Origin of the sequence: Burkholderia sp. Ac-20365 (assembly GCF_017104715.1) — a bacterium.
GTDB lineage: Bacteria > Pseudomonadota > Gammaproteobacteria > Burkholderiales > Burkholderiaceae > Paraburkholderia.
Window position 1 is genome coordinate 84,274 of record NZ_JAAGPI010000029.1, and the last position, 26,018, is coordinate 110,291.

At 63.4% G+C, this 26,018-nt stretch carries 30 protein-coding genes; 12 read left to right on the plus strand and 18 right to left on the minus strand.

What is annotated here, in order from left to right; all coding sequences use genetic code 11:
- Positions 1-33: 33 nt before the first annotated feature.
- From G3O01_RS33475 to G3O01_RS33495, 5 genes are all read left to right on the plus strand, one after another.
- Entirely contained in the window at positions 34-570 is a 537-nt protein-coding gene (locus G3O01_RS33475; protein ID WP_205811271.1) for a methylamine dehydrogenase light chain, read from the plus strand.
- Positions 567-1,064 (plus strand): cytochrome c, encoded by a 498-nt coding sequence (locus G3O01_RS33480; RefSeq protein ID WP_205811272.1) that lies wholly within the window; start codon positions 567-569, stop codon positions 1,062-1,064. The genes G3O01_RS33475 and G3O01_RS33480 overlap by 4 nt, the downstream gene beginning before the upstream one ends.
- Positions 1,061-1,624 (plus strand): cytochrome c, encoded by a 564-nt coding sequence (locus tag G3O01_RS33485; RefSeq protein ID WP_205811273.1) that lies wholly within the window; start codon positions 1,061-1,063, stop codon positions 1,622-1,624. The genes G3O01_RS33480 and G3O01_RS33485 overlap by 4 nt, the downstream gene beginning before the upstream one ends.
- A gap of 23 nt (positions 1,625-1,647) precedes the next feature.
- Positions 1,648-3,153: an aldehyde dehydrogenase family protein gene (locus G3O01_RS33490; protein ID WP_205811274.1), complete on the plus strand. Its 1,506-nt coding sequence runs from the start codon at positions 1,648-1,650 to the stop codon at positions 3,151-3,153.
- A gap of 104 nt (positions 3,154-3,257) precedes the next feature.
- Positions 3,258-4,496, plus strand: coding sequence for a porin (locus G3O01_RS33495; protein ID WP_205811275.1), 1,239 nt, complete (start codon positions 3,258-3,260; stop codon positions 4,494-4,496).
- Positions 4,497-5,072: 576 nt separating this feature from the next.
- Here G3O01_RS33495 and G3O01_RS33500 read toward each other — a convergent pair.
- The gene (locus G3O01_RS33500) at positions 5,073-5,339 is read right to left on the minus strand and encodes a hypothetical protein (protein WP_205811276.1); all 267 of its coding nucleotides are present in this window, start codon (positions 5,337-5,339) and stop codon (positions 5,073-5,075) included.
- Here G3O01_RS33500 and G3O01_RS33505 point away from each other — a divergent pair.
- The 3 genes from G3O01_RS33505 (at position 5,338) to G3O01_RS33515 (ending at position 7,230) form a co-directional block, all read left to right on the plus strand.
- Entirely contained in the window at positions 5,338-5,925 is a 588-nt protein-coding gene (locus G3O01_RS33505) for a nucleotidyltransferase family protein (RefSeq protein WP_205811277.1), read from the plus strand. The genes G3O01_RS33500 and G3O01_RS33505 overlap by 2 nt on opposite strands.
- Positions 5,926-6,197: 272 nt before the next feature.
- On the plus strand, positions 6,198-6,908 hold the full coding sequence (locus G3O01_RS33510) for a PIG-L family deacetylase (RefSeq protein WP_205811278.1): 711 nt from the start codon (positions 6,198-6,200) through the stop codon (positions 6,906-6,908).
- Positions 6,909-7,080: 172 nt separating this feature from the next.
- Entirely contained in the window at positions 7,081-7,230 is a 150-nt protein-coding gene (locus tag G3O01_RS33515; protein WP_205811279.1) for a hypothetical protein, read from the plus strand.
- 23 nt (positions 7,231-7,253) lie between these two features.
- Here the strand turns inward: G3O01_RS33515 and G3O01_RS33520 are convergent, their stop codons facing one another.
- From G3O01_RS33520 to G3O01_RS33535, 4 genes are all read right to left on the minus strand, one after another.
- On the minus strand, positions 7,254-7,637 hold the full coding sequence (locus G3O01_RS33520) for a nitrile hydratase accessory protein (protein ID WP_205811280.1): 384 nt from the start codon (positions 7,635-7,637) through the stop codon (positions 7,254-7,256).
- Positions 7,634-8,299: a nitrile hydratase subunit beta gene (nthB, locus tag G3O01_RS33525; protein ID WP_205811281.1), complete on the minus strand. Its 666-nt coding sequence runs from the start codon at positions 8,297-8,299 to the stop codon at positions 7,634-7,636. Before nthB ends, G3O01_RS33520 begins: the two co-directional genes overlap by 4 nt.
- Positions 8,296-8,976, minus strand: coding sequence for a nitrile hydratase subunit alpha (gene nthA / locus G3O01_RS33530; protein ID WP_205811282.1), 681 nt, complete (start codon positions 8,974-8,976; stop codon positions 8,296-8,298). The genes nthB and nthA overlap by 4 nt, the downstream gene beginning before the upstream one ends.
- Positions 8,977-9,069: 93 nt before the next feature.
- A complete protein-coding gene (locus tag G3O01_RS33535) occupies positions 9,070-10,992 on the minus strand; it encodes a potassium transporter Kup (RefSeq protein ID WP_205811283.1) in 1,923 nt (640 codons plus the stop codon).
- 775 nt (positions 10,993-11,767) lie between these two features.
- Between G3O01_RS33535 and G3O01_RS33540 the strand changes: the two genes are divergently transcribed.
- Both G3O01_RS33540 and G3O01_RS33545 read left to right on the plus strand, forming a co-directional pair.
- The gene (locus G3O01_RS33540) at positions 11,768-11,929 is read left to right on the plus strand and encodes a hypothetical protein (RefSeq protein ID WP_205811284.1); all 162 of its coding nucleotides are present in this window, start codon (positions 11,768-11,770) and stop codon (positions 11,927-11,929) included.
- A gap of 42 nt (positions 11,930-11,971) precedes the next feature.
- Positions 11,972-13,627, plus strand: a complete 1,656-nt coding sequence (locus tag G3O01_RS33545) for an NRAMP family divalent metal transporter (protein WP_205811285.1) — start codon at positions 11,972-11,974, stop codon at positions 13,625-13,627.
- Positions 13,628-13,869: 242 nt separating this feature from the next.
- Here G3O01_RS33545 and G3O01_RS33550 read toward each other — a convergent pair whose 3' ends face one another.
- The 3 genes from G3O01_RS33550 to G3O01_RS33560 form a co-directional block, all read right to left on the minus strand.
- Entirely contained in the window at positions 13,870-14,124 is a 255-nt protein-coding gene (locus tag G3O01_RS33550) for a hypothetical protein (protein ID WP_205811286.1), read from the minus strand.
- A gap of 211 nt (positions 14,125-14,335) precedes the next feature.
- Complete coding sequence (locus G3O01_RS33555; protein ID WP_205811287.1) at positions 14,336-15,082, minus strand: peptidoglycan DD-metalloendopeptidase family protein; 747 nt, start codon at positions 15,080-15,082, stop codon at positions 14,336-14,338.
- A gap of 251 nt (positions 15,083-15,333) precedes the next feature.
- Positions 15,334-15,645, minus strand: a complete 312-nt coding sequence (locus G3O01_RS33560; protein WP_205811288.1) for a cupin — start codon at positions 15,643-15,645, stop codon at positions 15,334-15,336.
- 241 nt (positions 15,646-15,886) lie between these two features.
- Here G3O01_RS33560 and G3O01_RS33565 point away from each other — a divergent pair, with 241 nt between their 5' ends.
- Complete coding sequence (locus tag G3O01_RS33565) at positions 15,887-16,207, plus strand: hypothetical protein (protein ID WP_205811289.1); 321 nt, start codon at positions 15,887-15,889, stop codon at positions 16,205-16,207.
- A gap of 55 nt (positions 16,208-16,262) precedes the next feature.
- The gene (locus G3O01_RS33570; RefSeq protein ID WP_346779237.1) at positions 16,263-17,012 is read left to right on the plus strand and encodes a DUF2968 domain-containing protein; all 750 of its coding nucleotides are present in this window, start codon (positions 16,263-16,265) and stop codon (positions 17,010-17,012) included.
- A gap of 142 nt (positions 17,013-17,154) precedes the next feature.
- On the opposite strand, the gene G3O01_RS33575 is transcribed toward G3O01_RS33570, so the two are convergent.
- The 10 genes from G3O01_RS33575 to G3O01_RS33620 form a co-directional block, all read right to left on the minus strand.
- Positions 17,155-17,475, minus strand: a complete 321-nt coding sequence (locus G3O01_RS33575; RefSeq protein ID WP_205811291.1) for a DUF4148 domain-containing protein — start codon at positions 17,473-17,475, stop codon at positions 17,155-17,157.
- Positions 17,476-17,787: 312 nt separating this feature from the next.
- Positions 17,788-19,197, minus strand: coding sequence for an NADP-dependent phosphogluconate dehydrogenase (gndA, locus tag G3O01_RS33580; RefSeq protein WP_205811292.1), 1,410 nt, complete (start codon positions 19,195-19,197; stop codon positions 17,788-17,790).
- A 309-nt stretch (positions 19,198-19,506) separates the two neighbouring features.
- The gene (locus tag G3O01_RS33585; RefSeq protein ID WP_205811293.1) at positions 19,507-20,121 is read right to left on the minus strand and encodes a DUF938 domain-containing protein; all 615 of its coding nucleotides are present in this window, start codon (positions 20,119-20,121) and stop codon (positions 19,507-19,509) included.
- Positions 20,122-20,131: 10 nt separating this feature from the next.
- On the minus strand, positions 20,132-20,737 hold the full coding sequence (locus tag G3O01_RS33590; protein ID WP_205811294.1) for a pyridoxamine 5'-phosphate oxidase family protein: 606 nt from the start codon (positions 20,735-20,737) through the stop codon (positions 20,132-20,134).
- 28 nt (positions 20,738-20,765) lie between these two features.
- Positions 20,766-21,611, minus strand: a complete 846-nt coding sequence (locus G3O01_RS33595) for an NAD-dependent protein deacetylase (protein WP_205811295.1) — start codon at positions 21,609-21,611, stop codon at positions 20,766-20,768.
- Between the two features lie 47 nt (positions 21,612-21,658).
- Positions 21,659-21,868: an oxidoreductase-like domain-containing protein gene (locus G3O01_RS33600; protein ID WP_205811296.1), complete on the minus strand. Its 210-nt coding sequence runs from the start codon at positions 21,866-21,868 to the stop codon at positions 21,659-21,661.
- Positions 21,869-21,939: 71 nt separating this feature from the next.
- Entirely contained in the window at positions 21,940-22,716 is a 777-nt protein-coding gene (locus G3O01_RS33605) for an SDR family oxidoreductase (protein ID WP_205811297.1), read from the minus strand.
- 49 nt (positions 22,717-22,765) lie between these two features.
- Entirely contained in the window at positions 22,766-23,662 is an 897-nt protein-coding gene (locus G3O01_RS33610) for a glutamate/aspartate ABC transporter substrate-binding protein (protein WP_205811317.1), read from the minus strand.
- Between the two features lie 46 nt (positions 23,663-23,708).
- The gene (locus G3O01_RS33615; RefSeq protein WP_205811298.1) at positions 23,709-24,959 is read right to left on the minus strand and encodes a D-amino acid dehydrogenase; all 1,251 of its coding nucleotides are present in this window, start codon (positions 24,957-24,959) and stop codon (positions 23,709-23,711) included.
- Positions 24,960-25,054: 95 nt separating this feature from the next.
- Positions 25,055-25,945 (minus strand): LysR family transcriptional regulator, encoded by an 891-nt coding sequence (locus G3O01_RS33620; protein WP_205811299.1) that lies wholly within the window; start codon positions 25,943-25,945, stop codon positions 25,055-25,057.
- Positions 25,946-26,018: the final 73 nt, after the last annotated feature.

The following is a 26,018-nucleotide window of genomic DNA, read 5'->3' on the forward strand; positions in this document are numbered from 1 at the left end:
AACCCGAATACAACCTGAGCGGAGAACAATCACATGGGCGTTTTTGATTCATGGTTCGAGAAGTCGGCACGCGGCGTCGCACAGCGCAGTTCGCGGCGCAGCGCGATGGCGAAGCTCGGCAAGGTGCTGGTCGGCTCGGCGATGCTGCCGCTGCTGCCCGTCGATCGCACGGCGTATGCAGCAGATGCGGCTTCGGCTGCATCGGGCGCCGCGGCATCCGGTGCAAGCGACGATCCGATGAGCTGCGACTACTGGAAGTACTGCGCGATCGACGGCTGGCTCTGCAGCTGCTGCGGCGGCACGTCGAGCAGTTGCCCGCCGGGCACGACGCCTTCGCCGATCACGTGGATCGGTACCTGCCGCAATCCGCACGACGGCACCGACTACATCGTTTCGTACAACGACTGCTGCGGCAAAACCTCGTGCGGCAAGTGCTTCTGCAATCGCAACGAACGCGAGAAGCCGCTCTACAAGCTGTCGCTCGACAACGACATCAACTGGTGTATGGCGAACGGCAACTCGAACTATCACTGTTCGGTTTCGGTCCTGCTTGGAGCAGCAAAGCAATGAAGACGAATCACGTTGGAAAACTCGCGGCCGCCTGTATTGCGGCGGCCGCGTCGTTCGCAACGGCGGGTGTCGCGCATGCACAGACGATCCACTATCCCGCCGGCAAGAGCACGTTCGACGCGCAATGCGCGGTGTGTCATCAGGCGGGCGGCAAGGGCCAGGACGGACTCGCGCCGCCGCTCACCGAGTATCCCGGCAAGTACTCGACGACGGCACAGGGCCGCGCGCAACTGACATCGACGGTCGTGCACGGCATGTTCGGCGAGATCAAGGTCAACGACAAGAGCTACAACTTCAAGATGCCGAGCTTCGCGAGCGCCAGCGACGAAGACCTGGCTCAGGTGTTGAACTACGTCGTGTTCGACCTGAACGCGAAGCACGGTGACGCGAAGCCGTTCACGGCCGCTGACATCAAGGCCGCGCGCGCGCAGACGATGGACAGCTCCGCCGTTCATTCGCAACGCGCTGCCGTCGTGAAAGGACTCGGCCTATGAACGCCGCCCGCGTGTCTCGTGCCGGCGACCGCGTGCAGACGCAAGCGCCCGCGCGCGGCGCGCGCGCGGTGTCGACGGCAACGCTGTGGATCGGCGCGGCGCGCCGCATGTCGATGCTGCTCGTCGCGTGCGCCGCGACTTACGCGCCGCCCTCGCCGGCCAATGCCGAAGGCGCTGCCGATGCCACGCTCGCGCAGCAGCACTGGGTGCTCAACTGCATGGGCTGTCATACGGCGACGGGCGGCGGCATTCCCGGCAAGGTACCGCCGCTCGCGAACTCGCTCGGCTACTTCGAGCATCTGCCTGCGGGTCGCGAGTATGTGATGCGCGTGCCGGGCGCATCGAACTCGGCGCTCTCCGATCAGGAACTCGCCGACACGCTCAACTGGCTGCTCACGACGATGAACCGCGACGCGCTGCCGAAAGACTTCAAGCCCTACACAGCCGCCGAAATCAGCGCGCACCGCCGCCCCGCTTTTTCCGATGTCGCCACCGTGCGCGCCGGACTGATCCGCGACCTGCACGAGCGCGGCATCAAGGGCGTGGCCGACCGCTACTGAAACCCCAATCAAAGGAATCGAACATGGAGACGAACAACACCTTCCCGCTGCTCGACGCAACGCAAGCGTTCCTCGCGAAGCCGAAGAAAATGCTGATCGGCGCGGAGTGGACGGATGCAACGTCGGGCCGCACGATCGACGTCGTGAATCCCGCCGACGGCAGCGTGCTCGCGCGCGTGCCTGAAGCCAACGAACACGACGTGCAGCAGGCGGTCGCCGCTGCCCGCCGCGCATTCGACGCAGGCCCGTGGCGCACGATGAAAACCACCGACCGCGAACGACTGCTGCTGAAGCTCGCCGATCTCGTCGAAGCCAACGCGCGCGAACTCGCCGAAATCGAATCGCTCGATAACGGCAAGTCGGTGATGGTCGCGCAAGGGCTCGATGTGTCGATGGCCGCGCAGTGCTTCCGCTACATGGCGGGTTGGGCGACGAAGATTGAAGGCAGCGTGATCGATGCGGGCATGCCGTACATGCCGGGCAGCGAAGTATTTGCGTACACGCGCAAGGAAGCCGTCGGCGTGGTCGGCGCAATCATTCCGTGGAATTTCCCGCTGCTGATGGCGGCATGGAAGATCGCCCCTGCCCTCGCAACGGGCTGCACCGTCGTGCTGAAGCCTGCTGAAGACACGCCGCTTTCCGCACTGCGTCTTGGCGAATTGATCCGCGAAGCGGGTTATCCGGAAGGCGTGGTGAACATCATCACCGGTTATGGACATACGGCGGGCGCCGCGCTGTCGCGCGATCCGCGCATCGACAAGATCGCGTTCACCGGTTCGACGCAGACGGGCAAGCTGATCGGCCACGCGGCGCTCGACAACATGACGCGCATGTCGCTGGAACTCGGCGGCAAGTCGCCTGTAATCGTGCTGCCCGACGTCGATATCGCGAAGGCTGCGCAAGGCGTCGCCGACGCGATTTTCTTCAACCAGGGCCAGGTGTGCACGGCGGGCTCGCGCGTTTATATCCATAGCAAGGTGTTCGATCAGGTGATCGACGGCGTCGCGCAGATTGCGAAGAGCCTGAAGATCGGCGCGGGCATGGACCCGACGACGCAGATCGGCCCGCTCGTCTCGGCGAAGCAACGCGAGCGCGTGTGCGGCTATATCGATTCGGGTTTCGCGGAAGGCGCACGCGCGGCTGCGGGCGGCAAGCTGATCGACAAGCCGGGCTTCTTCGTCGAGCCGACTGTGATGGTCGATACGAATCATTCGATGCGCGTGGTGCGCGAAGAGATCTTCGGGCCCGTGCTGGTCGCGATGCCATTCGACGATATCGACAATGCCGTGCAACTCGCCAACGACACGCAATATGGCCTTGGCGCCAGCATCTGGTCGAACGATATGTCGGCGGTTCACAAGCTGATTCCGCGCATTGCGGCGGGCACGGTGTGGGTCAATTGCCACTCGCTGCTCGACAACGCACTGCCCTTCGGCGGCATGAAGCAATCGGGCTTTGGCCGCGAATTGGGCCGCGCCGTCATCGAGCAGTACATGGAAAGCAAGTCGGTGATGATCAATTACGCGTAAGCGCGATTTGCATGGCTTTGCATGGCTCGTGCGTCGCTGCATAAGCCATGCATCAGCACACGAATCATCACAACGCAAAGCTAAAGAGACAAAGGGGAAGAGACATGAAGCATCGGACGACGCCGCGCAGCATCGTGGCGGCGGTGGCCACGCTCGCCGGCGCAATGGCAGCGATGACCGCGCCTGGCATCGCGCATGCGGAGAGCAGCATCACGCTGTATGGCGATGTGGATGCAGGCATCACGTACACGAACAACCAGCAGGTCACGCATGCGGACGGCAGCGTCGGCGGCGGGCATAATTTTCAGTTCACGGGGGGCAATCTCGCGCCATCGCGCTTTGGCTTGACGGGCAGCGAGGACATTGGCGGCGGCACGTCGGTGACGTTCAAGCTCGAGAACAGCTTTTTTACGGGCAGCGGCAACTTCGTGCAGGGCGGCACGCTGTTCAACCAGAACGCGTGGGTTGGGCTGACTAACGAGCGTTACGGCACGCTGACGTTCGGCCGTCAGTTCGACTCGTACACGAATGCGCTTGCGCCGTATGCGTCGAGTATTACGTGGGCGACGCTGTATGGGTCGCATATCGGCGACGTCGACAATCTTAATGCTGCGCTGAATCTGAACAATGCGGTGCAGTATGTGAGTCCTACTATTGCTGGATTCTCCGCAAGCGGTACGTACTCACTCGGCGGTGTGGCGGGCGATTTTTCGCAGAAGCGTGGATGGGCGGTTTCCGCGAGCTATAACAACGCGCCGTTCTCATTTGGTATCGGCTATCTCGATCTGAATAATCCGCTCGATGCGGCGCTGGGCGGAGAGCAAGGTTATATCGGTGACTTTGCCTGTTCCAATCCCACTGCGATGTATTGCGAGTTGCAGAATGCGCGTTCATTGAAAGCGTTTGGGGTGGGTGGGTCTTATACGTTCGGGCCGGCTACCGTTGGTCTCGTGTATACGCATACCCGGCTCGATGATAGTCAGTACTTTGCGAGTGCCGCCACGCCGCAAGGTGCTGATGCACGGTTTGATATCGTCGAAGTCAATGCGACTTATGCTGTGACGCCAGCTTTGTCGCTGGGCGCGGCGTATATCTATAACTCGATGAAGACCGATGTGAGTGGCTCACCGAAATTCCATCAGGTGAACCTTGGCACCACTTATAGCTTGTCCAAGCGGACCACTTTGTATGCTGTCGGGATTTATCAGAAGGCCGCTGGAAGTGGGATTGGGGTTGATCCCGTTACCGGGCAAAGCGCTAACTATGCGCAGATTCCTAATCTGCCGAATTCGACTACCGATAAGCAGGTTTCTTTTACCGTTGGTCTGAAGCATAACTTCTGAGTTTTTTGTGTCTTGCGATGCTGGTTCGGTTTGCTTGTGTTTTCGCTGGCATCCGCGTGATGTTGTTGGTTTATTAGCGTTGCCCCTGTGCGGGGCGGCACCTACTTTTCTTTGCCGCGGCAAAGAAAAGTAGGCAAAAGAAAGCCGCTGAACACCGCCAATCCTTGTTTCTGCCTGAGGGCCCTCAACGGGTCCTCCACTTCACATGGCGTTCTGCCTGTCACTGCCCGTTGCCAACGCTCTGATTGAGCGCATCACCCGCTTCACACTCCCGCGTGGCCACACGCGCGATCGCATCGCCCACGTTCTATGGCGGCAAACTGTGTGTAGGCTGTCGCGACGTACGCACATCACTCCGGACTGGAAAGCACGATCGGTGTCGTAAGAGCGCTGAGGTGTGGAGTACTACGACCTACACACAGTTTGCCACCTGGGCGGCCGTAACCATTCGCTGCCGTTTGCTGCGCTACGGGTGCTTGAAGTGGGTGAGGCGCCTGTTCGAAGCGCTGGCAACGGGCAGTGAAAGGCAGAACGCCGATTGAGGCGGAGGAACTGCTGGGGGCCCTCAGGCGGTGGTCAAGAGCGGGCGGTGTTAGCCCGCTTTCTTTGCTTACTTTCTTTGCGGCGGCAAAGAAAGTAAGTGCCGCCCCGCACAGGGGCAACGCCTGAACCAGGCAAAACATCACGCGGATGCCAGCGAAAACAAAACCAAACCACAAATCCCAGCAACACCCAAAACAAAACCCAAAATGGCTTCGCAGAAAAACCCACAACAAAACCAAACTTGAAACCGCGGCCGTTGCGCCGCACAATATCCCTTCCCCCTCTTCCAGGTGCCGCCATGGCCTACGCCTCATTCGCCACCGGCATACTGCTCGCTGCCGGCTACGGCTCGCGCTTCGACCCGGAAGGCATCCACAACAAACTCCTCGCGCGCCTCCCCGACGGCACGCCCGTCGCCTACGAATCCGCGCATCGGCTGCTGCTCGTCGTCCCGCATGTGATCGCCATCGTGCGTCCCGGCTCGGAACTGCTCGCCCGTCTCCTCAACGACGCCGGCTGTCACGTGATCTTTTCCGCCGACGCCGAGCGCGGCATGGGCGCCAGCCTCGCTGCCGGTATCGAAGCCAGCGAAGACGCGGACGGCTGGATCGTCGCGCTCGCCGATATGCCGCGCATCGCCACACCCACCATCGAAACCGTCGCGCGCGCCGTGGACGACGGCGCGTCCATCGTCGCGCCCTGGTATCAGGGTCAACGCGGCCATCCCGTCGGCTTCGGCATCGAACACCGCGACGCACTGCTCGCGCTCGACGGCGATACGGGTGCCCGCGCGCTCTTCGCAACGTATCCCGTCAAACGCATCGATGTCGACGATCCCGGCGTGCTCAGCGATATCGACCGGCCTGAAGACCTGCATAACCTCTAACTTCCAGCCGCTCACGCCTTTGACATATACGCACGCTTGAATCGATAACGGGTCGATGTTCGGAGTGAGCGTCTCCGGGAGCAAAACGCGCGGCGAGGTGAGCCAATACGGGAAAGCCGCGCTCAGGCATGCCGCTTGCGCCGTGTTGCACCGCGAAAACCGGCGAGCGTATATCGCGTCGTTGGTCTAAGCTGTCTCCGTGCGCCAAAATCGTGCACGCCGACAACACAGCATGCCGCCGGACGACTCAATCCGCATTCAGCCAGGATCTCATGAGCGAAACCAGCCCGCGCCTTTTTATCGTCTCCCCGCATTTCGACGACGCCGTCTTCGGTTGCGGCGCCCTGCTCGCAGCGCATCCCGACGCCGCCGTGTGCACGGTGTTCGCCGCGCCGCCCGCGCAGGACATGCACACCGAGTGGGATCACAAGGCGGGCTTCACGGGCGCGTACGAATCGATCCACGCGCGCACCATCGAAGACAACAATGCGCTCGCGGTGCTCGACGCGATCCCCGTGCGCCTGCCGTTTCGCGACGCGCAATACGGCGATTCGCCGTCAATCGGCAAGCTCGCTGCCGCGCTCGAAGAAGCCATCTACGGCTCGACGGCCAATACGCTGCTGATGCCTTTAGGCCTCTTTCACGACGATCACGGCCGCGTCTTCGAAGCGTGCTGCGAAATCCTGCCGCGCATGTCGCACCTCGAATGGTTCGCGTACGAAGAGGCGATCTACCGGCCGATACCGGGACTCGTCCAGCAGCGGCTCGTCGAACTGGCCGGGCGCGGCATCGTTGCGACGCCCGCCAGCCCCGCAGCCGATCACGCGCTCGATCGCGAGCGCCAGGCGCTGCTCAAGCGCGAAGCCGTGTCCGCGTACGAAAGCCAGTTGCGCGCCTTCGGGCCCCACGGCTACGACGACGTATATGCCGCCGAGCGCTACTGGCGCCTGAGCGTCGACCGGCAGCGCAGAACACGGCATTGAATGACGCGCTGAGCCGCTCCTGACCGCCGCCGCATGCGACACGCACCTGCAGTCTTCGCGGTCATCGCCTACGCTAGTGAAAGAGCACGACGCTGCGTAGCTCGCCGCCCGAGCAGCGCGCAGGTGTCCACCGCCGGTTGCCAGATCGGCCACATCGCCACGAGGTCACACCATGCACACCAGCCCGATTCCCGACCCGCTCGCCGATCCGACGCGCGATCCCGAAGGCGCTGATCCGCTCACGCCGCCGTCGCCGGGCCATCACAACGACGAGCCGCAGCGGCCCGAAGGTCCGCCCGACAAAGATCCCATCGCCGGATAACCTTCGCGCGACGCGCCAACGCCTCAGTCCAGCCCGATCGGCTGGCCGTGCGGGGTACGGCGCGCCGCCGCGTCCCACGCGTGCTTGCGCTCGATCAACCCGTCGTGCGTCACACAGCCTTTGGCCGTCGCGATGCGTTCGAGCGCGGTCAGCCAGTGCGCGTAATAGGTGTCGCCGCGATCGGGATCGCCGTGCGCCTGCGCGTCGCGGATCGCGTCGGACAGCGCCGCGGCCCATTCGGTCCACGTGAAGACGCCGCGCTCGTGGAGCGCGAGTGTCATCGCGAACGCCGCCGCCTGCCACGGCGCGGCGAAAACGGGACCGGCGCCGTCGCGCGGCAAGCCGGGCAGCGCGTCGAGCAATTCGCCCGACACGGGCGGCGAGGAAGGACAGGTGAGCGCGCTCATGCCGCACCGTCCGCTTCGAGATACGGCTCCCAGCAATCGGCGCACACCGCCGCTGCCGTCGTGTCCTTGCCCCACAGCTCAATTGCGTCGAAACGCACCGTGTACAGCCAGCGCGGATCCTCGCCGCGTCCAAGTGCGTTCGAATCGGGAAAGACATGCGCGCCATGCACGGCGACGATCTGGCCGCGCTTGCCGCGGCAATAGCGCGGCAGACGCGTATGTGTGGTGGGATTGAGCGTCAGCGTGCGCACCATGTCACCAACCGCAAAACGCGCGGGCGACGGCGCGGGCCGCGACGCGGGGCTGCCGCGAAACAGCATCGGATTGACCTGATCGGCGGCCAGCACGCGTGGCACGGCTGCAGCGGGCTGTTGCAATACGCCGCTGTCGATCTCACTCGACGTCGCGAGTCCCGTGTCGATCAACAGCTTGCGCAAACCCGCGAACCAGATCTGGTAGTAGCTGCTCGACAGATATTGCGCGGGCGGCAGGCTTTCGCGCGCGGCGCGCGACATGTCGATATTCCATCTGCCCGTCGATCCCATCGCGATCGTCAGGGCCAATGCGTGACGCTCCCAGTCCGCGTGGAAATACGGCTCGTCCGTTTCAGACACGACGGGCCCGAACGATTGCATGCCGCCGAGATCCTGTGCGCCGTTCATGACTGGCCTCCGCTTGCGCGCTTCGCTTCGTGCGGCGCGAGCGCGAGCCCGGTGCCGATCATCGAATCGCGCGTGACGAGATCGGCGAGTTCGTCTTCACTGAGCGTGTCCGTGCCGGGCGGGCGCATCGGCAGCACCAGGTAGCGCACTTCCGCTGTCGAATCCCATACGCAGATTTCGGTGTCGGCGGGCAATGTGACACCGAACTCCGCCAGCACGCCGCGCGGATCGATCACCGCTCGCGAGCGGTACGGCGCCGACTTGTACCAGACAGGCGGCAGGCCGAGCACAGGCCACGGGTAGCACGAACAGAGCGTGCACACGACCATGTTGTGCACGCGCGGCGTATTCTCCAGCGCGACCATGTGTTCGCCCTGCCGCCCCGTGAAGCCGAGCGATGCAATCGCCGCCGTCGCGTCGTCGAGCAGCCACTGGCGGAAAGCAGGGTCGCTCCACGCTTTCGCCACGACACGCGCGCCGTTGCGCGGCCCGACCTTGTGCTCGTAGGTTTCGATCAGTACGTCGAGCGCTTTCGGCTCGACATAGCCCTTTTCGATCAGCAACGATTCCAGCGCGCGCACGCGCAAGTCCATTTCGGGCAACGCACTGCCTTCGTGGGCGTGGTCATGGTCGTGCGCGTGATCATGCTGATGTTCATGTGAGGCGTCATGGCTCATCTGCGTTCCGCCTGAAGAATGCAACACTCGCGCAGTATGGTCGGGCAAATTGTCGAATGCAAACGCGAGCGGGCGTCGAACGCATCGGCAGCGTCAGATCTCCACGCGCGCGCCGACCTCGATCACGCGATTGGCCGGCAGCTTGAAATACGCCGCCACATTGCCGACGTTATGCAGCATCACTGCGAAGAGGCGCTCGCGCCACATCGCCATGCCTGCGCCCGGCGTCGGCACGACGGTCGCGCGGCTCAGGAAATACGACGCCTCGCACGGATCGAAATCGAGACCTTGCGGCGCGGCGGCTTCGAGCGCTTTCGGCAGATCGACTTCATCCTTGAAGCCATAGCGGACCGTGAGTTGATAGCAGCCTTCGCAGACGGTGCGCAGACTGACGCGCTCGTGCTCGGCAACCCACGGTATTTCCTCGTTGTTCACCGTGAGAAACACCACGCGCCTGTGCAGCACGTGGTTGTGCATCAGGTTGTTCACGAGCGCATGCGGCACGCTGTCGGGATTGGGCGTGAGAAAGATCGCCGTGCCGGGCACGCGCACCGGCTGGCCTGCGAGCAGCTTTTCCAGATACGCCTTGAGCGGCATCGTGCCCGCGTGCACGCGTGCTTCGGCCCGCATGATTTCGCCGCCGCGTCCCCATGTCGCCATGATCGTGAACATCACGAAGCCGATCATCAGCGGGAACCAGCCGCCTTCGACGATCTTCAGCAGATTCGCCGAGAAGAACGTCGCGTCGATCACGAAGAAGAACGCCGTCGCGAACACGCATAGCAGCCAGTTGTAATGCCATGCGTAACGCACGACGAAGAAGGTCAGCAAGGTCGTGATCAGCATCGTTCCTGTCACGGCAATGCCATATGCGGAACCGAGCGCCGTCGACGAGCCGAAGCCAAGCACGGCCGCCACCACCGCCGCGAGCAGCGTCCAGTTGATGCCGGGCACATAGATCTGGCCGATCTCCCGCTCCGACGTGTAGACCACGTTCATGCGCGGCAGGAAGCCCAGTTGCATCGCCTGCTTGGTCATCGAGTACGTGCCGGAGATCACGGCTTGCGACGCGATCACGGTGGCGACCGTCGCGAGCACGATCATCGGATACAGCGCCCATTGCGGAAAGAGCAGATAGAACGGGTTCTGCACCGCGGCGGGCTGGGCGATCAGCAGCGCGCCCTGGCCCAGATAGTTCAGCGCGAGCGCCGGAAACACGAGGCCGAACCAGGTCAGGCGGATCGGCCGCGCGCCGAAGTGGCCCATGTCGGCATAGAGCGCCTCGGCGCCCGTCAGCGACAGCACGACGGCACCCAGCGCGACGAACGCAAGCCACTCGTGACGCAGGCAGAACGCGAGGCCGGCGAGCGGATCGAGCGCGGCGAGGATCGCGGGCGCGGCGACCACGTTCGTCACGCCGACTATGGCCAGGATGACGAACCAGACCACCATCACCGGCCCGAACACCGCGCCGATACCCGACGTGCCATGCTTCTGCATCACGAACAGCGTGATGATCGCGACGAGCGTCACAGGTATCACGCAGGTCTTCAGAAACGGCGCGGCCACCTCCAGCCCTTCGACGGCGCTCAGCACGGAGATCGCGGGCGTGATGATGCTGTCGCCGTAAAAGAGCGACGCGCCCATCACACCGACGATCAGCAGCGAACGTCGCAGCCTCGGCCGGTCCGCCACGGACGACGCCGCCAGCGCGAGCAGCGCCATGATGCCGCCTTCGCCATGATTGTTCGCGCGCAGGATCAGCGCGACATACTTGAGGGACACGACGATGGTCAGCGACCAGAAGATCAGCGAGACGATGCCGATCACGTTCAGCGGCGTCAGCGGCAAACCGCTTTTCGAATCGAACACGGTTTGCAGACAGTAAAGCGGACTCGTGCCGATATCGCCGTAGACGACACCCAGCGCGGCAAGCGCCAGCGAGCGGAGCGCGGGCTTGTGCGGCGCAGGGGCGCCGATCGCGCCAGCGCCGGGATGCAGGGCTGACAGGCTCATGTCTCCTCCAGTGATCGCCTCATCGTTAGCTGCTATTGAGCGATCTGAAAGCCTGATGAATGGTCGGACCTTTGGAATACGTGGCCCGTTGTGTTTGCGGCTGATCCCAGTATAGAAAGGGCCCGGAGAAATACGCAGCGACTTGTGCGGGACTTGTGTGGACGACGCACGACGGCCCATGTGCGCTTCACCGCATATTTCGGTTCTGCTTAAGAAAGTGCATTGACTCGGCTTTGCTCACAGGCATAAAATTCTCTTATCTCGAAATTTGAGGGGCGTTGCCTTGGACAGTTGCAGTAGTACGTTTTCGAACAGTTTCGCCGCCTGAGCGGCAAGACGTCCGCGCCTGTCTCATTTAGCCGCCGTCTTGCCAGCAGGCAGACGGTGCGCGTCGCAGTTTCATCCCTCGTGCATCCTGTTTAGCGCCTTTGGGTCCAGCACCCGGCGTAGCGCGTTCGCGCGTGATTCGTAGCCGCTTTCTGCTTTTGCGCGGCTTTCGTATCGCTTCGCGTGGCCGCGTCTGCGCGCGTGTGTCCGCGCCTGAGCCGCGAACGTTCTACCTGTTCATCGTCGTGCCTTTGATCGACGTGCGTTTCGCAAATCGCGATGCGTTTTATCAATGAACCGGAGCTCGCCATGCCCGACAGTGACAGTCATCCCTTGAGCCCTGATATGCCTTTAACCACCTGAGGCAGGCAAGCGACCGCATTTCGATTCCATCGATTCTCCAGCGCCTGCCGCCTCACACGCACGAGCCTCGTGCCGGAGAACCGATATGTACTGCCTGCTTCTTTCGACCTTGCCGCAAACCCGCGAAGCGCGCGCGCACTACGACGCGTTCCTTTCGCTGAAGTACGAACGACGCGAGCGCTTCGCGACGTTCGCGAACACGCTGCACAGCATCGCCGCGCGCCTGCGCCAACGCCTGGCCGCATAAACGGAAATCATTCGACCTATATCCGTTCAAGGGAGAATAACAATGGCAACGCCACCACAAGCACTACCGACACGCTCCGCTGTTCTCGACGATGCGCATGTCGGCGATATCCGCGGCGCGCTCGGCACGATCGCGCATCACGACACCGCTCCGCGCAACAGCTGGGGCGCGCGGCTGCGCACCTTGCTCGCGATCGTCGGACCCGGCCTTATCGTGATGGTCGGCGACAACGATGCGGGCGCCTTCGGCACCTATACGCAAGCCGGGCAAAACTACGGCACCACGTTGCTGTGGACGCTGCTGCTGCTCGTGCCAGTTCTTTACGTCAATCAGGAGATGGTGCTGCGTCTGGGCGCCGTGACGGGCGTCGGTCATGCGCGTCTGATCTTCGAACGCTTCGGCAAGTTCTGGGGTGCGTTCAGCGTCATCGATCTGTTCATTCTTAATGCGTTGACCATCGTCACCGAATTCATCGGCATTACGTTCGTGCTCGACTTCTTCGGTGTATCGAAGGTCGCGGGCGTGTGTATCGCCGCCGCGTTGACGATGGCGGCCGTCAGTACCGGCGACTTCAAACGCTTCGAGCGCTTCGCGATCGTGCTGTGTCTGATGAGCCTGTTGCTCGTGCCCGTGCTCGTGACGATCCATCCGCCCGTCTCGCAGATGACGCATCACCTCTTCATGCCCGCATGGCCCGCTCACGCGAAGCTGTCGGACGTGATGCTGCTGGTGATCGGCATCGTCGGCACGACCGTCGCGCCGTGGCAGCTGTTCTTCCAGCAGAGCTACGTGATCGACAAGCGCATCACGCCGCGCTTCATGAAGTACGAGAAGGCCGACCTGTGGATCGGCATCGTGTTCGTGCTGATCGGCGCGATCGCGATGATCTCGTTCAGCGCGGCGCTGTTCGGCGGCAAGCCGGAATTCGGCCAGTTCACCGATGCAGGCGGCGTGATCGCCGGCCTCGAGAAGTATGCGGGCCGCACGCCTGCCGTGCTGTTCGCGATTGCGCTGATCGACGCGTGCATCATCGGCGCGGCGGCGGTGTCGCTGTCCACCGCCTATGCGATCGGCGACACGTTCAAGATCCGTCATTCGCTGCATCGCGGCGTCGCCGATGCGAAGGGCTTTTATCTCGTGTACTTCGCGATCGTCGCGGCCGCCGCAGGACTCGTGCTGATCCCCGGCAGCCCGCTTGGTCTGCTGACGGAAGCGGTGCAAACGCTCGCAGGTGTGCTGCTGCCGAGCGCAACCGTGTTCCTGCTGCTGCTGTGCAACGACCGCGCGGTGCTCGGGCCGTGGGTCAATTCGAAAGGGCTGAATCTGTTCACGGGCGCGGTCGTGTGGGCGCTGGTGCTGCTGTCGGTAGTGCTGACGGCGTCCGTCGTCTATCCCGACATCAGCGGGCACGCGATCATCGAGATTCTCGCAGGCGGCACGCTGCTCGCCGTGGTGGGTTTCGTCGCCGCGACCACGCTGCGCAAGCTGCGCGGTGCACAAGTGGTCGATCATGCGCCGATTGTCACGCCGATTGTCAGCAAGACCGAGCGCGCGACGTGGCGCACCCCGCCGCTCGACACGCTGCCCCGGCCCACGATGACGCTCTCGCGCCGTATCTGGATGAGCGCGCTGCGCGGTTATCTGGTCGTGGCGGTTGCGCTGGTGATCGTCAAGGTCGTGCAGATCGCGTTGACGTGAGTCAGAACTCTCTCACGTCGATTTCGAAGAATCCTGATAGCCCGCCTTCGGACGGTGTGACACAGTATCGGCGGCCGGACCACGGTGCAGGTATCTGCCGACGCGATGCGAAGCAACAGCGCATACCTGACGCGTCGCATTGCGGTTGATGGGACGTGGACCGGCCCCTTCCTTTCCGGCATCCATACGACGAGGCGAGCCATGCAAGATGGCTCGCCTTTTTTCTGCCCAAAGCACGCCGATTACTGCAGGCGCGGATCGGCATCGACAGGCACGGCGCCGTGATACGGCGTGATCACGGGCCCGCCGCCCGCATAAATGGGCGGAGTGGGCAGATGCAACGGCGGCCAGGGCAGCGATGGCACGCCGGGCAAGCTCGGCCATGGGCTCGGCTCGGTTGGAAGGGTGACGGTCTGGATGCCGCCACGCACAGTCTTCGCGATTTGACAATCGAGTTCGTCGACCCGCGACAGGTCTTTCACTAGCAGATGAGTCATGATGATTCTCCAGCAACGATAAGGGTTGGCGAGCGCGGGCCGCGCCGTGCTCAATGGGCGTGCTGCACGCACCATGCCAAATGCGGCAAACCCTGCTGCGATGGGCCTTGCGCCGTTGCTGGAGAGATGGACTGATTGATCGGGGCCAACAATCTGCTGTCGAGGTGTTGGCCTTTCGGATGCGTTTCCAGATGCGCAACCGACCTTCGGTTCAGCGCGGCAGGAAGCTGAGCGGATCGGCCGGCTTGCCGTCCTTGCGCACTTCGAACTGGATGGACGGCACGCCGCTGCTGTCCGTGCCGACTTCGCCGATCGGCTGGCCTTGCGTGACGGCATCGCCTTCCTGCACCAGCAGCCTGCTGTTCTGGCCGTAAGCCGTGATCAGCGTGTCATCGTGCTTGATGATGACGAGCGGCCCGTACGCCTCGATGCCCGTACCCGCGTAGACGACGCGACCCGTCGCGGCTGCGCGCACCGGGTCGCCCGGACGGCCGCCGATCACGATGCCTTTGGACTTGCCCGGCACGAACGGCTTGAGAATCGGACCGCGCAGCGGCCACGCGAGCGCGACCTGCGCAGGCGGCGCAGCAGGCGCGGGCTGGACCGGCGTGATGGTCGGTGCCGGCGTCGGTACCGGCGTGGTCTGCGCATAGGCTGGCGGCCCGACGCGCAGCAACTGGCCGGGCGCGACGGGCGACATTTGCGTCAGCCCGTTCCAGGCCGCGATATCCTGCGCGTGCTGGCCGTAGGCGCCGGCGATGCTTTGCAGCGTATCGCCCGGATTCACGCGGTAGAAGCCGGCTGGCACGCCGGTGGCGGCCGCGCCGCCCGACGTTCGGTAAGTGGGCGCCGGCGGCGCCGTCGTGTCCCACGGGTACGTGGTGCACGCGCCGAGCATGCTCGCGGCGGCGAGCGAGATCAAAACCTGCGTGACGACGTATTGCCGTTTTACTGTCATTTTTGTGGCCCTCGACGCGGTATGGGACGGCGGCTCAAGGTCGGCCGCCCGTCGTTCGAACGTGTAGCGGGTTATGCAGTGCAAATATTATGCCTCGACCAGCGGTCGGAAAAATGACGCGTGGCAAACACGAATCTTGCAGGCTCGCCATGTCGGTTACCGACGCTCAACCGGCTGATACCGCTGTATTCATGGACTCCGTGAATTCTTCTGCAATCCCAAGCAATTTCATGCGATCAGCACAAGCAGCGTCACACACTGCCTTCCGACTCGATCACCAGAATGCGTGCCTCGCCGATAGGATGCGCCACGTGCTCGGTGCCGACCGACGCATGGAACACATCGCCCGTTTCCAGCACCGTCGAATGCTCGACGCCTGCTTCGCGATAGCGCATCTCCACCCGTCCGTTCAGCACGGCAAACACTTCCTCGCCGTCGTTGATATGCCACTTGTACGGCTGGTCGGTCCAGTGCAGACGCGTGGTGATGCCGTTCATGTTGGCGATATCGAGCGCGCCCCAGGGACGCTCTGCTGTAAACGTGCTGCTGCGGACGATCTTCATGGCGGCCTTGCGCAATGATTGTTGTCGAACTGCACATTATAGTGGCGCCCGCGCGCATGCACGCGTCTTGCTCACCTGCCCGGAGAAGGCCGTTGCATGCGGCTTGCGAGCCATTGCATAGCTGAGGTGCTCGCCTATACTGAATCTTGCTGCGGTCAACGATCATGCGCATGCCCGCAGGCGCGATGCGCGGCAAGACGGTTCATTCCACTTCAGCGTTACCGTCTAACGAGGAGGTCTCATGAACAAGGCGTTGTTTCTTGCCGTGCAGTTGAATGTCGACGAGATGACTTCATCCTCTGCGCTGGTCGAACTGCTCAATGCGCATCTCGTCTTCGCCGTCGATGTCGCCGAGGCCGCCGATGCCCTCGTGCAGCTTGCCAGCGTAAGCCGCCTGTCGAGCGGCGTGGAAGCGAGCGTCGAGATTCCCGCTGTCGCGCTCGAACAGCTGAGACAGGCGCTCGAAGCGCTGAGCGAATACGACCAGTCGTGGCTCTTCGCGCTGGAGCCCAGCCATGCGCTATTCGACGATATCGCGCGCGGGCAACGCACGTTGCATTGACACGCCCGCCACCCAGACAAGGTATGGCTTCCCGGCCGCCCACCGAGGACCGATCGTGAAAAATCTATTGAACATGCGTCGTGCCGCTGTCGGCAATGGTGCTGCAGCACACCTGCATTTCCCGGCGCAAAGCGCCCCGCAATCCGACCCTGCCCGGCTCGACGAGGCGTCCACGAGCGAAAGCGATGCAGGCACAACGATCGATGAACGGCCCGTCAGTGCGTCGCCACGCGCCGTCACGCCGCTGCATGCGGTGCAGGTCACGCCCTCCGCGCCGAACGGTCGCGCCGTGCAACTCGCCGACGCCGCCGATGTAGAACGCATGAACAACAGCGCAGAACTCACGACCTTTCACACGTTTCGCACTTTTGATTATTCCGTCAGCCTGCTGTTTCATCCCAAAGAACTGAAATACTACGTCGCACTGTTTCAGGAGGAACGGCTGTGGCGCGTGCTATGCACGAGCGATATGAATACGGCGAAGCAGCTGTTCCACCACATGCAGGAACAGGCGACACGGCTGTCCGACGGCGAAACCCGCCGCCTGCAACTCGAAGCGCAGAATGAACAGCTGAAGCGCCTGATCGCCGAATCCGAAGCGCATGCCGAACGGCTGCGCGAGGGCTTGCAGCGCACGACCGAACAGGATCAGGCGGTTACCAGCCGGCAGCATCAGTTGCGCAAGGATCTCGCGCAACTCGAATCGCAGCGGACCGCGGCTCAGGCGCAACTGAACAAGGTGCACCGGCAGGTACATCAGTTGAACGTCGCGAACAACGAAGCGATTCCGCATATGCCGCGGTAACGCGTCGGCCCGCGATGCGTCGAGCATAACGCGGACTGGATGTAAAAAACGCCGCCCAGGTTTGACCTGGGCGGCGCTTTTTTACCTGCTCGCGCTGGCTGGGCTCGCGGACCCAGCCGACGCTTTCAGCTAAGTTTTCAGCTTAGTTGCCGAAGAACACCGAGCGCGGGCCCTTTTCGTCGGCCAGCGAACGGCCAGCTTGCGACGTGCCATTCGTCTGCACGCCGTAGCCGCTCGTGCCGGCTTGCGCGACGTCTTCTGCGTGCACGCGCGCTTCGGCGGCCTGGATGTTGTTCGGGTAATTCTGGCGATCGCCGAGCGGATCGTAGCCGGCCTTTTCCAGGCGGGCGAGGTCTGCGCGGACTTCAGCGCGCGTCAGCGGTTGCTGGCTCGATTGTGCAAACGATGCGACAGGAGCGGCGATAGCGGCAGCGAGAACGACTGCGGAAATCAGGGCTTTCATGGACAACCTCCGAGAACTTGTTTTTTGATTCGCTTCGGACACCGTGTCCGTCAGCGTTGAAGCAAGTTTAGGTAAGGAGACGTCCTAGGGAAATCCCTAGATTGGCTAAACTATGTTGCGATTATTGAAATAATTCGCAAACACAGGCGGACAAGGCGTTTTTGAGATCAAAAAATTGCAACACTGTGTTCCAAAAAACGTGCACTGGATGAAACAATGCGGCCGGGCAATGAAAAACGCCCCGGCGCCATGAAGGCGCCGGGGCGTTTGAAGCGCGGACAGACGGGCTGCCTGGAACGCCAGCCCTACTCGTCAGGACCAGTTCGCGTGGAAGCTGCCCGGCTTGTCGAGGCGCTCGAACGTATGCGCGCCGAAGAAGTCGCGTTGCGCCTGCACGAGGTTAGCCGGCAGACGCGCCGAGCGGTAGCCGTCGAAATACGCAATCGCCGACGAGAACGCCGGCACCGGCACGCCCGCCGTGGTCGCGGCGATCACGACTTCGCGCAGCGCCGCCTGATAGTTCGCCGCGATGTCGCGGAAATACGGATCGAGCAGCAGGTTGGCGATCTGCTTGTCCTTCGAATAGGCGTCCGTGATCTTCTGCAGGAAGCGGGCGCGGATGATACAGCCGGCGCGGAAAATCTTCGCGATCGTGCCGTAGTCCAGATCCCACTTGTATTCGTCCGATGCCGCGCGCAGTTGCGCGAAGCCCTGTGCGTACGAAATTACCTTGCTGAAGTAGAGCGCGCGGCGCACGGCTTCGATGAAGGCGGCGCGGTCGCCCGCGAACGGCTTGGCGGCCGGGCCTTCGAGCACCTTGCTGGCTGCCACGCGCTGATCTTTCAGCGACGACAGCACGCGCGCGAACACGGCTTCCGTGATCAGCGGCAGCGGCGCGCCGAGGTCGAGCGCGTTCTGGCTCGTCCACTTGCCCGTGCCCTTCTGCGCGGCGCGGTCCATGATGACGTCGACGAGATCCTTGCCCGTTTCCTCGTCCTTCTTGTCGAAGATCTTCGAGGTGATCTCGATCAGGTAGCTGTCCAGCTCGCCCTTGTTCCACTCGGTGTACACAGCGCCCAGTTCCTGGTTCGACAGGCCGAGCACCTGCTTGAGCACCGCGTAGCTTTCGGCGATCAGTTGCATGTCGCCGTATTCGATGCCGTTGTGCACCATCTTCACGAAATGGCCCGCGCCGTCCGGACCCATGTACGCGACGCACGGTTCGCCGTCCGGTGCCTTCGCGGCGATTTCCGTGAGGATCGGGGCCACGAGATCATAGGCTTCGCGCTGGCCGCCCGGCATGATCGACGGGCCCTTGAGCGCGCCTTCTTCGCCGCCCGACACGCCCGTGCCGATGAAGTGCAGACCCGACTTCGCCAGATCCTGATTGCGGCGGATGGTGTCGGTGAAATGCGTGTTGCCGCCGTCGATCAGAATGTCGCCCTTTTCCAGCAGCGGCTGCAGCGACGCGATGGTCGCGTCGGTGCCGGCGCCCGCTTTCACCATCATCAGGATGCGGCGCGGCTTTTCGAGCGATGCGACGAACTCTTCCAGCGTGTAGGTCGGAACCAGCTTACGGTCGGGAAACTCCGCGATCAGTTCGTCGGTTTTCTCGCGGGTGCGGTTGAACACGGAGACCGCGTGGCCGCGGCTTTCGATGTTCAGCGCCAGATTCCGGCCCATCACCGCCAGCCCCACTACGCCGATTGCCTGTTTGCCCATGTGAATTCTCCAGATTCCGTTAAGTCGTGAGGCCGCGCCAACCATCGAGGCGCGGCGTCGAGGATGAAAGAATAAAAGAAATGACGGGATGACGCTCGCGTACTCCTCCCGCCCGTCATCCCGGAGTCCCGCACGACCGGGTCCGGCACGGACGATGCATGCTGGCTTTCGTCCTGCTTTCGCGCCGCCTGCCGGGATGTGTCGATGCTGCCGTGATACCGCTGACGGTTCTCTAAAGCTTAGTCCGCGAAACACGTCGCGAACGCCTTTGATGCGGCCACGGATTCAACGTCTGACCCGCCGCAGCCGCTAACGTTTCCTGAACACGAGGCTGAAGTTGTTGGCGGGCATCTCGACGGGTTCGTCGGCGTCGAAGCCCGCGGCGTCCGCGAGTGCCACCACATCTTCCATGTCGCGCACGCCCCATGCGGGATTGCGGCTTTGCAATTGCTGGTCAAACGCGGCGTTGCTCGGCGCCGTGTGCGCGCCGCCGCGACGATACGGCCCATACAGGAACAGCACGCCGCCAGCCGGCAGCAGCCGTCCCGCGCCGTCGATCAGCGCCTGTGCCGACTCCCACGGCGAGATATGGATCATGTTGATGCAGACGATCGCGTCGGCGGCTTCGATGCCCCACGACGCGTCGCGCACGTCGAGGGCGAGCGGCGCGCGCACGTTGGTCAGGCCGCTATGCGCGGTCCATGCGGCGATCGATGCGCGCGCTTCGTCGTCGGCGTCGCTTGGCTGCCAGACGAGTTGCGGCAGCGCCGCAGCGAAGTGGATCGCATGCTGGCCCGTGCCGCTCGCGATCTCGAGCACGGTGCCCGTGGCGGGCAGCACGCGCTTGAGAACGGCGAGAATCGGCTCGCGGTTGCGCTCGGCGGCGGGCGCGTGCTGGCGCAGATTGAGGTCGGGCGTGGTCATGGCGTGTCGTTCAGTACAGGCTGGTGCGCATCCGTTCAACGAGGTCGCGATCATACGCGAGCGCGTCGAAAGTCTCACCGAAAATCCGCTTGTGCATGTCGCCCGCGCTCGGCAGCCGCGAGCGCTCGACGTGGCGCGCCGGATCCCACAGCTTCGAGCGGGCGAGCGCTTTCGAGCAATGAAAGTACACCGCATCGACATCGACGATCAGCACCGAGCGCGGCAGCTTGCCGTCCACCGCGAAGGTTTCCAGCAGCGCCGGATCGGCCGAAACGCGCCCGCGCCCATTCACACGCAGCGTCTCACCGACACCCGGCACGACGAACAGCAGTCCCACATGCGGATTGACGATCACATTGCGCAGGCTGTCGACGCGGTTGTTGCCGATGCGGTCGGGTATCGCCAGCGTGCGCTCGTCGATCAGACGCACGAAGCCGGGCGCGTCGCCGCGCGGCGAGCAGTCGAGCCCTTCGGGCCCAGCCGTCGCCAGCACGATGAACGGCGAGTTTTCGATGAACGCGCGATAGCAGTCGTTGACGTAAGGAATCTCCTTGCGCACCGAGCGTTCGTGCGGCTGTCCGTACAACGCTTCCAGTTCTTCTATCGATGTGAGCATCGCTGTTCCCTGTTCATTGGCGTGTTCGTCAGTCGACCGCGAGGCGCGCCGCGAGCGCGGCAAGCGCATCGCCGCAGGGCGCTTCCACTTTCAGCGACAGCAGCGAATCGGCGCGCGTGCGCCCGATGTTGATCGCGGCGAGCGGCTTGCCCATCTTCTGCGCCCAGACGCAGAAGCGATAGCCCGAATAGACCATCAGCGACGAACCGACCACGAGCATCGCATCGGCGGCATCGAGTGCGTGCGTGGCCGCTTCGACGCGCGCCTTCGGCACGTTTTCGCCGAAGAACACGACAGCGGGCTTGAGCAGCCCGCCGCAGTTCGGGCACGCTGGAATACGAAACGAGCCGAGATCGTGCCATTCAAGATGCGCATCGCCATCGGCGGCCGGTTCGGCGATCACGTGAAGCAGCGCGGGGTTTTCGTTGATCAAGGTCTGCTGGATCGAGCGGCGCGTGTGATGCGTGCCGCAATCCAGACACGTCACTTCGCCGATGCTGCCGTGCAGTTCGATCACGTCGCTGCTGCCCGCGCGCTGATGCAAGCCATCGACATTCTGCGTGACGAGCGCGCCGACATGCCCCGCCGCGCCGAGTCGCGCAATTGCGCGATGCGCGGCATTCGGCTCGGCCTTCGCAACGACGGGCCAGCCGACCGTGCTGCGCGCCCAGTAACGCTGGCGCGACGCGACGGAGCCGAGAAACTCCTGCAGCGTGATAGGCGGCGAACGCTTCCATTCGCCGTTTTCATCGCGATAGCCTGGAATGCCGGAATCGGTGCTGATACCCGCGCCCGTCAGCACGAACAGCCGTGGATACCGTTCGACGAAGTCATGCAGCGCGGCAAGCGAGTCAGGTTCGATCAGCGTGGACATGAGGTCGTTGTGATGCGGCGAGACAAAGACAAGGCGTGCGAATGCGGCTACTGTTCAGCGCCATTCGCAGCCTGCCGCGCTTCCCACGCAGCGAGCGCCGCGCGATACCGCGTGAGTTCTTCCGTGTACAGATCGAACACACACGGATCACAGCCGCTTTGACAGCAATCGCCGGGTTCGGGCTCGGTGGGCGGCGTGGGGCGCGGATCGTCAACGGCGGCCGAAGCCGCCGGGCGCGTGGCCTCGTCAGCAGTCACATTCACTTCCGATAATTGGGGAAGCGCCCAGTATAAGTCGACTGCCCGCGCCGCGTCGTGTCACAACTACGTCATCCGCGGCCGACGAACGGCATCTTGCTCGCCATGATCGTCATGAACTGCACGTTCGCCGACAGCGGCAGATTCGCCATATGCAGCACGGCATCGGCGACGTGTTCGACGTCCATCAGCGGTTCGACGGCTATCGTGCCGTTCGCCTGCGGCACCCCGCGCGCCATCCGCTCGGCCATTTCGGTCGCGGCGTTGCCGATGTCGATCTGGCCGCACACGATGTCATACGGCCGGCCGTCGAGCGAAACGGATTTGGTGAGACCGGTGATTGCATGCTTGGTGGCCGTGTACGCAATGCTGAACGGCCGCGGCGCATGCGCGGAGATCGAGCCGTTATTGATGATGCGTCCGCCACGCGGGGTTTGCGCCTTCATCATTCCGAACGCCGCGCGCGTGCACAGGAACACGCCGGTGAGGTTGGTATCGACGACGGAGCGCCAGTCGTCGAGTTCGATCTGGTCGATCTCGACGGGCGGCGCATTGCGTCCCGCGTTGTTGAACAGCACATCGAGCCGGCCATAACGCAGCCGGATTGTGTCGAACAGCGCGGCGACGCTCGTGGCATCCGTCACATCGGCTGCTACGGCAAGCGCGTCCTGACCTTGCGCCTGGGCTTCCGTTGCGAGCGCATCGAGTGGTTCCTGCCTGCGGCCCGTCAACACCACGCTATAGCCGCTGGAAAGCAGCTTGCGCGCCGTCGCGCGGCCGATACCGCTGCCCGCGCCCGTCACGAGCGCTACCTTGTTTGCCTGTGCTGTCTCTGCTGTCTGCGTCACACCGTCTCTCCAGGTCGTGCTGCCCGCGATACGGCGCGACGCTTGCCCGTCAATCGAGCGCGCGATCGTTCGGCTTCGCGAACAGCTGTTTCATCTCCGCCGACAACGGATAGTTCAGATTGATGCCCTTCGGCGGGATGGGTTGCGTGAACCACTTCTGATAAAGGTTCGCCGCTTCGCCCGAAGTTTGCAAGCGCGCGATCACGCCATCGGCGAGTTTCTTGAAGCCGGGGTCTTCCTTGCGGAACATGCAGCCATATACCTCGGACATCGCCGACGTGCCGGTGATCACGTAATCGTCCGCGTTCGCTTCTTTTGCCTTCGCGCCGTACAGCAGCGGATCGTCCATCACGAACGCAACCGCGCGCCCCGTCTTCACGTTTAGAAACGACTCGGCGTGATCCTTCGCGCTGATCAGGCGCATGTTCATCGACTTCTCGGCATTCATCTGCCGCAACAGACGCTCTTCGGACGTGCCCGCCGTCGTCACGACCGTTTTGTTGGCGAGATCGCCGAAGTCCTTCACGCCCGAGTCCTTTCTCGCGATCATCCGCACGCCGTACTGGAAGAAGCTGTTCGAAAACGCGACCTGGTTGTCGCGCTCCTTTGTATGCGTGGTCGAGCCGCATTCGATATCGATCGTGCCGTTCTGCACGAGCGGAATGCGGTTCTGCGACGTGATAGGAATTTCGCGGATCTTGAGATCAGGCATGTTCAGCTCTTTCTTCACCTCGTCGACGATCTTCAGCGCGATTGCCTGCGAATAGCCGATCACGTGCTGCTGCTCGTCATAGTACGAAAACGGCACCGACGATTCGCGCACGCCGAGCGAGATCGCGCCCGTTTCGCGGATCTTCTTCAAGGTTGCGCTCTGGTCCTGTGCCTGTGCGTTGCCGCCGGCGAAAGTGACGGCGATCAGCGCCGCGAGCGTTGCATGCCTTTTCATCGTTGTTTTCATGGTCTCTCCTGTTATGGATGTGTGTGCAACGGATTCAGCGGTCGTAAGCATAAGCGGCGATATCGACGGATGGCGCGCGGCCCGCGATCGCGTCGGCGAGCACGCGCGCACTGCCGCACGCGAGCGTGAAGCCCAGCGCGCCGTGGCCCGTGTTGAGCCAAAGGTTGTCGTAAGGCGTTTTGCCGATCAGCGGCTTCGAATCGGGCGTCGCCGGTCGATGGCCGCACCAGCTCTGCGCGTTCGCGTAGTCGCCTGAAGCTGGGAAGATTTCCTGCGCCTGGCGCTTGAGCAACGCGACACGAGGCGCACGCTGCGCGTCACTCAGTCCCGCGATCTCGACCATGCCCGCAATCCGCAAGCGCTTGCCAAGCGGCGCATACACGATCTTGCGATGCGGGTCCGTCACGCTCACGCGCGGCGTGTGACGCGGGTCGGCGTTATCGATCGTGAGGCTGTAGCCCGTCAGCGGATAGACGGGCAAATGCACCCCGAGCATGTCGAGCAACGGCACACTGCCAAGGCCTAGCGCGACCACGAACGCGTCGGCGTCGATATCGCCCGACGCAGTGCGCGCCGCGACGATCCGCCTGCCTTCGCGAACGAGTTCAACCACCGGCGTTTCATAGCGGATCGTCACGCCGTATCGCCGCTGCAGCGCGTCCGCAAGCGCAACAGCGAAACGATGACAATCGCCCGCTTCTTCCGACGGCGTGTGAATGCCGCCCGCAATCAGCGGCTGCGCATGCGCGAGCGCGGGTTCGAGCGCCACGCACGCGCTGGCGTCGAGCGCGCGCTGATCCGAGCCCGCGGCGACCAATAAGTCCATCTTGCGGCGCGCGTGCCCGAACTCGTGCGGATCGCGATAAACGACGAGCTTGCCGTTGCGCACGTAATCGAACGCAATCGATTCGTGCCCGACGATCTCATGCAGCGCCGTCTTGCTGAGCGCGCCGAGGCTCAGCAATTCCAGCGCCGTCTGCCGCGCGCGATGGCTGCGGCACGCCAGCAGAAACGCGATGCACCAGCGCCACTGCTGCGGATCGAAACGTGGAATGAAGCGCAGCGCCGAGTCGCGCTGCAGCAGCCACGCGGGCAGCTTGGGCAGCACGGCGGGATCGGCGAGCGGCGCCACATAGCTGTAACTCAGCTGGCCGCCGTTCGCGAAGCTCGCTTCGAGCGCCGCGCCGCCGCGCGCTTCGACGATGGTGACGTCGTGGCCATCGCGGGCCAGACTCCAGGCCGTCGTCAGCCCGACGACGCCCGCTCCGAGGACACACACTCGCATGAATGCTCACTACCCTTTCGATTGCATTGCAGACGAGTGTCGCGCGTCGAAAACGTTGCATCAATTGACGAAATGGGCGGCTGCATAACCTGAGGTTAAGGGCGTGCGCCTTGCGAGAAACGCGCGCGCAGCACATCGACGAATGCGCTGCCTGCCTGCGAAGTCAGCCCGCCGTCGCGCCACAGCGCGAACACACCAACCGACAGCGGCGGCTCGACGGGCCGTATGGTCACGGCTTCCGCGCCGCTTTTCGCCGTCAGCTCGTCGAGCAGCGCATAGCCGATACCGCGCGCCGCGAGGGCGCGGGCGACATGCCAGGTATGCGCTTCCACAGCAGGCGCGTGACCGTCGAGTCCCAATGTTTCTAGCGCGTTGCCGATCATCTCGCCCAGCGGATCCGTATCGCCGATGCCGATCCAGTCGCCTTCCACGAACGTTTGCAGCGAGATCGGCGCAGCGCCCGCGGCTTCATCGCGTGGCCCGACACACACGACAGGCGTGCGCCCCAGTTCGACCGACGCGATGCCCGGCCGCGCCGGCGGATTCAGCGCGACGGCGAGATCGAGATCGCGTGTGAGCAGCGCGTTGAGCAGTTCTTCCGTATGCCGTGTCTGGATGCGCAGCGACACGCGCGGATAGGCGGCGCGAAACGCTTCGACGGCGGGCGGAAGCAGGCTCAGACCCAGACTCGGCAGGCAGCCGATGCGCAGATGCCCTTCCGGTTGCAGCGCGAGATTGCGCGCAAGGTCGCGGATACTGTCCAGATTCGCCTGCAGCTTCTGCGTTTCGGAGAACAGCAGTTCGGCCTCGCGCGTCGGCTGAAGACGGCCATGCACGCGGTTGAAGAGCGTCAGGCCGGCGCTGCGCTCGGCGTGCGCGAGCACCTTGCTGACGGCGGGCTGCGACACGCACAGCAGTTCGGCCGCTTTCGACAGCGAGCCCGTGCGCATGATGGCGTGGAAGACTTCGATATGGCGCAGACGCATGGCGCGGGTTGGGATCGGCGGATGGGTGGAAAGGGGTCAAGAATACCGGGTTTGCGCCTGCGTTCTGAAAAGC

Coding starts and splice junctions, on each gene's coding strand:
- G3O01_RS33475 (WP_205811271.1), top strand. CDS start 34: ATGGGCGTTTTTGATTCATGGTTCGAGAAGTCGGCACGCGGCGTCGCA.
- G3O01_RS33480 (WP_205811272.1), top strand. CDS start 567: ATGAAGACGAATCACGTTGGAAAACTCGCGGCCGCCTGTATTGCGGCG.
- G3O01_RS33485 (WP_205811273.1), top strand. CDS start 1,061: ATGAACGCCGCCCGCGTGTCTCGTGCCGGCGACCGCGTGCAGACGCAA.
- G3O01_RS33490 (WP_205811274.1), top strand. CDS start 1,648: ATGGAGACGAACAACACCTTCCCGCTGCTCGACGCAACGCAAGCGTTC.
- G3O01_RS33495 (WP_205811275.1), top strand. CDS start 3,258: ATGAAGCATCGGACGACGCCGCGCAGCATCGTGGCGGCGGTGGCCACG.
- G3O01_RS33505 (WP_205811277.1), top strand. CDS start 5,338: ATGGCCTACGCCTCATTCGCCACCGGCATACTGCTCGCTGCCGGCTAC.
- G3O01_RS33500 (WP_205811276.1), bottom strand. CDS start 5,339: ATGGCGGCACCTGGAAGAGGGGGAAGGGATATTGTGCGGCGCAACGGC.
- G3O01_RS33510 (WP_205811278.1), top strand. CDS start 6,198: ATGAGCGAAACCAGCCCGCGCCTTTTTATCGTCTCCCCGCATTTCGAC.
- G3O01_RS33515 (WP_205811279.1), top strand. CDS start 7,081: ATGCACACCAGCCCGATTCCCGACCCGCTCGCCGATCCGACGCGCGAT.
- G3O01_RS33520 (WP_205811280.1), bottom strand. CDS start 7,637: ATGAGCGCGCTCACCTGTCCTTCCTCGCCGCCCGTGTCGGGCGAATTG.
- nthB (WP_205811281.1), bottom strand. CDS start 8,299: ATGAACGGCGCACAGGATCTCGGCGGCATGCAATCGTTCGGGCCCGTC.
- nthA (WP_205811282.1), bottom strand. CDS start 8,976: ATGAGCCATGACGCCTCACATGAACATCAGCATGATCACGCGCACGAC.
- G3O01_RS33535 (WP_205811283.1), bottom strand. CDS start 10,992: ATGAGCCTGTCAGCCCTGCATCCCGGCGCTGGCGCGATCGGCGCCCCT.
- G3O01_RS33540 (WP_205811284.1), top strand. CDS start 11,768: ATGTACTGCCTGCTTCTTTCGACCTTGCCGCAAACCCGCGAAGCGCGC.
- G3O01_RS33545 (WP_205811285.1), top strand. CDS start 11,972: ATGGCAACGCCACCACAAGCACTACCGACACGCTCCGCTGTTCTCGAC.
- G3O01_RS33550 (WP_205811286.1), bottom strand. CDS start 14,124: ATGACTCATCTGCTAGTGAAAGACCTGTCGCGGGTCGACGAACTCGAT.
- G3O01_RS33555 (WP_205811287.1), bottom strand. CDS start 15,082: ATGACAGTAAAACGGCAATACGTCGTCACGCAGGTTTTGATCTCGCTC.
- G3O01_RS33560 (WP_205811288.1), bottom strand. CDS start 15,645: ATGAAGATCGTCCGCAGCAGCACGTTTACAGCAGAGCGTCCCTGGGGC.
- G3O01_RS33565 (WP_205811289.1), top strand. CDS start 15,887: ATGAACAAGGCGTTGTTTCTTGCCGTGCAGTTGAATGTCGACGAGATG.
- G3O01_RS33575 (WP_205811291.1), bottom strand. CDS start 17,475: ATGAAAGCCCTGATTTCCGCAGTCGTTCTCGCTGCCGCTATCGCCGCT.
- gndA (WP_205811292.1), bottom strand. CDS start 19,197: ATGGGCAAACAGGCAATCGGCGTAGTGGGGCTGGCGGTGATGGGCCGG.
- G3O01_RS33585 (WP_205811293.1), bottom strand. CDS start 20,121: ATGACCACGCCCGACCTCAATCTGCGCCAGCACGCGCCCGCCGCCGAG.
- G3O01_RS33590 (WP_205811294.1), bottom strand. CDS start 20,737: ATGCTCACATCGATAGAAGAACTGGAAGCGTTGTACGGACAGCCGCAC.
- G3O01_RS33595 (WP_205811295.1), bottom strand. CDS start 21,611: ATGTCCACGCTGATCGAACCTGACTCGCTTGCCGCGCTGCATGACTTC.
- G3O01_RS33610 (WP_205811317.1), bottom strand. CDS start 23,662: ATGAAAAGGCATGCAACGCTCGCGGCGCTGATCGCCGTCACTTTCGCC.
- G3O01_RS33615 (WP_205811298.1), bottom strand. CDS start 24,959: ATGCGAGTGTGTGTCCTCGGAGCGGGCGTCGTCGGGCTGACGACGGCC.
- G3O01_RS33620 (WP_205811299.1), bottom strand. CDS start 25,945: ATGCGTCTGCGCCATATCGAAGTCTTCCACGCCATCATGCGCACGGGC.